Origin of the sequence: Nostoc sp. (genome assembly GCF_036919495.1) — a bacterium.
GTDB lineage: Bacteria > Cyanobacteriota > Cyanobacteriia > Cyanobacteriales > Nostocaceae > Nostoc.
This window is the reverse complement of sequence record NZ_JBALBZ010000011.1, coordinates 1-5032: the sequence shown is the minus strand read 5'-3', so window position 1 is coordinate 5032 and position 5032 is coordinate 1. Positions and strand designations below refer to the sequence as shown.

Annotated in this window: 4 protein-coding genes and 2 pseudogenes; 3 read left to right on the top strand and 3 right to left on the bottom strand. The window is 39.9% G+C overall.

The annotated features are described in order from the left end of the window. Window positions 1-388 precede the first annotated feature (388 nt). Together gntT and V7K25_RS01105 are read right to left on the bottom strand one after the other, a co-directional pair. On the bottom strand, window positions 389-1720 hold the full coding sequence (gene gntT, locus V7K25_RS01110; protein WP_335154320.1) for a guanitoxin biosynthesis MATE family efflux transporter GntT: 1332 nt from the start codon (window positions 1718-1720) through the stop codon (window positions 389-391). A gap of 121 nt (window positions 1721-1841) precedes the next feature. Further along, window positions 1842-2483 (bottom strand): glutathione S-transferase family protein, encoded by a 642-nt coding sequence (locus tag V7K25_RS01105; RefSeq protein WP_335154319.1) that lies wholly within the window; start codon window positions 2481-2483, stop codon window positions 1842-1844. Between the two features lie 243 nt (window positions 2484-2726). On the opposite strand from V7K25_RS01105, the gene V7K25_RS01100 reads away from it, so the two are divergent. The 3 genes and pseudogenes from V7K25_RS01100 to V7K25_RS01090 all read left to right on the top strand — a co-directional run. Continuing rightward, window positions 2727-2930, top strand: a complete 204-nt coding sequence (locus V7K25_RS01100; RefSeq protein WP_335154317.1) for a hypothetical protein — start codon at window positions 2727-2729, stop codon at window positions 2928-2930. Between the two features lie 112 nt (window positions 2931-3042). Further along, window positions 3043-3414, top strand: a pseudogene (locus tag V7K25_RS01095) (NAD(P)-binding protein); the annotation flags it as partial. Then, a pseudogene (locus tag V7K25_RS01090) lies at window positions 3406-3660 on the top strand (FAD-dependent oxidoreductase); the annotation flags it as partial. The pseudogenes V7K25_RS01095 and V7K25_RS01090, both read left to right, overlap by 9 nt. A 39-nt stretch (window positions 3661-3699) precedes the next feature. On the opposite strand, the gene V7K25_RS01085 reads toward V7K25_RS01090, so the two are convergent. Next, complete coding sequence (locus tag V7K25_RS01085) at window positions 3700-4656, bottom strand: putative 2-dehydropantoate 2-reductase (protein ID WP_335154315.1); 957 nt, start codon at window positions 4654-4656, stop codon at window positions 3700-3702. Window positions 4657-5032 lie beyond the last annotated feature (376 nt).

Here is a 5032-nt window from a genome sequence, read left to right as displayed (position 1 = left end):
TTTTTGCGAAACCTTCATTGTCAAAACCAATGCTAAAATTCCTACTTCAAACAGGATGCAATCGAGCGATCGCAGCCTAATTAATTCTTTAAACCTACTTTAGAAAACGTTGCTGCCTAGATTCTCTTTCATCAGGAGCCGTGTTTACCTAACTGCCGATATTCCATAAATCATCTCCTTTTTGCGAAACCTTCATTGTCAAAACCAATGCTAAAATTCCTACTTCAAACAGGATGCAATCGAGCGATCGCAGCCTAATTAATTCTTTAAACCCACTTTAGAAAACGTTGCTGCCTAGATTCTCTTTCATCAGGAAGAGAATCTAGTCATCAATAGGTGTACTTATCCAGTGAGATGATTTTGTTGTCTAATCAAGAACGGTAAGTAATTAATTAACGCCGACGCTTGACAATGATTTTGGTACGCACAATGCCAGAGTTATTGTTCTTGCTGCCATAAATAAAGACATTGATAGCCATAGTAAATGACTATTATGAAAATACCAAGCTGTAATTGCTGATGGAATAAAACCGATTACAGTGGCTGTAAGCATAGCTTGCCGAAGTATATGACCTTGAGTCAACCCTAGAAAATAACCATCTAGCGCATAAGCGACTGAACCAAAACCTAAAACTGGTAATAACCAAGGAATATAAGAGCGTAAATTATTGATAATTTCAGTATGATTAGTCAGCAATCTTAACAATGATTCTGGGGCAAAAATAAATGCAGTAGCAAACATTAATCCGATAATTAAGCTACTGACTACAGAAGTTTGTAAAAGTTGTTTTAAATAAGTAATATTTCCACTACCTTGAAAAATTCCAGCCAAGCTCTCAGTAGCGAATGCCAGGCCATCTATGAAATATGCTGCCAAGCTTACCACTTGCATCAGGAGGGTATTTGCCGCCAGAATTTCAGTTCCTAACATAGAACTGAGGTTGCTAAACATCGCCATTGTCGAAATTAAAGCGAAAGTCCGAATAATAATTTCCCCATTTAGAATTAAAGCTGATTTTAAAGCAGACAGGTCAAATAATTCCCCGATTAAAGCTTGTATTTGTTTAAATGAAATTGTTTGACAATATAGCAAAATCCCTACCATTAGCATCAGATACTGACTAGTGGCTGTCGCTAACCCAGCTCCTCTACTTGCCCATCCCCACTGAACAATAAATAGATAATCAAGTAGCACATTTGCACAATTACTAATAGCTGAAAGCAACAAGACTTTACTACTTTGTGCTTGTCCAAGAAACCAACCAATCAAGACAAAGTTAATTAATGTTGCTGGGGCACCCCATACTAAGGCATTATAGAAATCGATTCCAGAACTTTTAACTTCTGGTGTAGCACTTAGAATCGCAAACCCTAATATTTGTAAAGGTTGTTGAAATATCAGGATAGCGAGTCCTAATATCAGTGCTAAAATTCCATGCTGTAAACCAATCAGTACTGCCGATTGGTTATCTTTACGCCCTATAGCCTGTGCAACCATTCCAGTTGTACCCATGCGTAAGAAACCGAATGTCCAATAAATATAGTTGAATAAAATTGTTGCTAGTGCCACACCTGCTAAATGACGAATCTCCGTTAAATGTCCTAAAAACATTACATCTATTAGTCCTGCCAACGGAACCATTAGATTTGAAAGAACATTTACAGAGGCAAGTTTTAGAAAATGGCGGATGAATACTGAACGTTGAGCAAAGATAGACAAAATTACTAAATCCTTTGACCCCTGCTAGAAATTGTAATTTAGAAATAACAACACTAACTATCAATTTCCTAACCAACCTCCGATAATTCTCTTTTGCTCTCTAAAGCAAGCCAGAGCAGTTCTACACTGTAGCTATTTTGGTATAAAAATCTTCGTCAGCACGTATAAAAGCAGGCCGCTGCATCAAGCCATTGATATATTCACTAAGGGGATCGTTATCTAAGAGCATTCCTAACTTTTTAGCCCAGAGCAAAACTCCCCCGGTGATAATATCAGCAGCCGTTAGCCTATTAGCTACTAAATAATTTCTGCCAACCAATACTTCTCTAAGAGGTTCAGCAACTCTGTCAAACCATTGTTGGGATTCTTGTTTTGAAGTTTCCAACCTCACAAAGCCCGGCAGCAGTTTTTCTGGTAGATTTGGCAAAACATTAAACATATAATGCTCAACAGGTGGTTCTAGGGTAACTGCGGCATAAAATAGCCACTGATGATAATAAGCACGCTCAGGGCTATCTGGCAGTGGAGCAAATCTCAGATCGATATATTTGTCTGCAAGATAAGCACAAATTGCAGCAGACTCAAAAATTGTGACTGATCCATCTACCAAAACTGGTACTTTCCTGTGTGGATGTAGTTCTTTATATTCTGGTTGTTTGGTCATGTTCATATTGACTCGAACTAAGTCATAAGCAATTCCCATTTCTTCTAAAAGCCACCTTGGGCGTACCGCTCTTGTTGTGGGGATGTAATATAACTTCATTGCTTCTCTTGTTTTTTCTTAGTACGATTTTTCCGAAGAGATTGGGACTGCATTTTTTTACTCGGTATCTAGCAGCCCATTGTCCCACAATGCGATCGCAAGGACAAACCTATCAAGGTGAACGCAATGTCTGTGGCAAGTTCTGTTTTTACAGAATTACACTAGGATACTAGAAATGTTAATGCACAATATTTCGCAAATATACAACCCCAGTTAACTTGTGCTGCACTTGTGAAGAATTAGTTGCTCCAGGAACTCTGCAACCCCAAATTACCGATACGTTTGTCTCTACTGAATTTACTCTCATTCCGGGCGGCATCAAGAGAAATTTATGCCGAAGATCGCGGCATCACAATGTTTTTTATTATAAGTTCACCTATTGATGAATTGGTGTTTATTCCTGATGAAAGAGAACTTAAGCATCAACGTCTTCTAAAGTGGTATTAAACAATTAACTACGATGCGATCGCCATCATTTAATCGCATCCTGTTTGAAATACGGCTATTAGCATAAAGAGCGAACGAATTGTGAATATCTCGTCGATCGAGGGATCATACTATGAAACCGGATTATCTCATTGTCGGTAGTGGTTTATCAGCATTAGTCTTTGGCGCTTTGATGGCAAATGGCAAGACCGTGCAAATCCTTGAAGCCCATGAGCATCCAGGTGGCTTTGGTCACACGTTTACGATGGCTAAAAAATATACATTTAATGCCCAATTCCATTATGTTTGGGATTGCGGTGAAGGACAAACGGTCAATCGGGTACTCAAGAAACTGGGCTTGGATCGGGAAGTGACTTTTGAGCGGTACCACCCGGATGGCTTTGACCACATGCGAATGCCGGGATATGCATTAGATATTCCTTCGGAACCGGAAGAACTAATCCAGCGATTATCAACGCTGTTTCCTGCATATAGCGATCGCATTATTCACATTCAAGAACATCACACTCCGTTGTACACTACTGAGTCTTTTAGATATCGAGATGAAGTAGTTGCAACCAATGGAGAGAATAATACTTACTATGCGGGAGCTTATCTTGGAGATGGCTTGCATGAAGGAGCGATCGAGTCTGCCTTTCGAGTTGCTCAACTCATCGGTTCACCTTTGGCTCTCTCCATTTCTAGTTTCAACGACAAAAATACAAACACACTCAGGTTAGCAAAGGCATAGTACAACGGAGCATGACAAAGTGCAGAGTGGCAGAAGGAATTAAGGATTTTCCCGATCTTCCACTCTTATTTTTTCATCCAAAAACTTTAGCTGCTGGTATATACAGCTAATCTGCGGTAAATCTACATCTGCTGCTTGCGCTTTCCTTAATGGGTTCCCGAAAATTGCTTCTACTTCCATAGGGCGCCTTTCGTCGTAGTCAATTTTCATACTGGTACGATAAGGCTTCATCTTCAAGGTGTAATCCAGCATTGTTTGAATGAAGCTATCAGGAATGATGCGTCCGCAACTTTTCGACCCTGCTACAACTTCATACATCAACTGTTCAACTAATTTGCGCGTGTGGACATAGGACATTAATTCATCTGTTCTAGCGTTGAGAATTACAGACAGTCCATTATAGGGAATATTCCACACCAATTTTTTCCATCGCCCTAGTAATAAGTCTTCAACTAATTCAATTGAGATACCAGCATTAGTAAAATCATCGGCAATTTGCCGCATCTTATCTGTAATCCCAGTAGGATCATAGCCAAAAGTATATCCCCCTAAGATAATTTTTCCATAGTCGAGGTGGCGGATATGTCCTGCTCGGACTTTATTGGAACAAAGAAAACACAACCCACCAATAATGCTGACATTGCCAACTATTTTGGCAACTTCTTCTTCCACCGCCAGTCCATTTTGCAATACCAACACTACCCCATCATCCTTGACAAGTGGCGGTAACATCTGCGGCAATAAATGGTTTTGTGTCGTCTTTAGTGCTACCACCACCACATCGCATTGTGGCATTTTTTCTATATCATTGTAGGCGTTGACTTGAGTCAATGTGAAATCACCATCTTTTGACTCAATAACTAAACCAGATTTACTGACATATTCATAATCACTCTTCAGCAGAAAGTGGACATCTAAGCCAGCTTTTTGCAGTTTTGCACCATAAAAGCCACCTAATGCACCAGTTCCTAGAATGGCGTAACTACGCTTGGACATTTTGCTAACAAAGAGATTTTTCAACGATCATAAGCTGTTGCGTATTTAATTTGTATATGCGATGCGGGCAAGATGCCCACACTACAATAATTTTACGTTTTCGTGTTATACAATTTAGCTGCATATCAGCTTAGAATACCTTGTATACATATAGCCAAGAACTACTGGTGTGGCATTAGGTAGTGGTTCAGCCTCTCGTAGAGAGGAAATCTCACTCAGGCTGTGGCTGGGCTTCATCATTCGTGCAGCGTTGCAAGAAGGTGAAAGCACTTGTCACAATCGTGCGATTCGTTGTTTGGTGAATCACGGTATCCAGCCCGTACATAACTAAACCAGCCAGACAGCAGATTACTGTCATTAAAGGCTGAACTCTCGG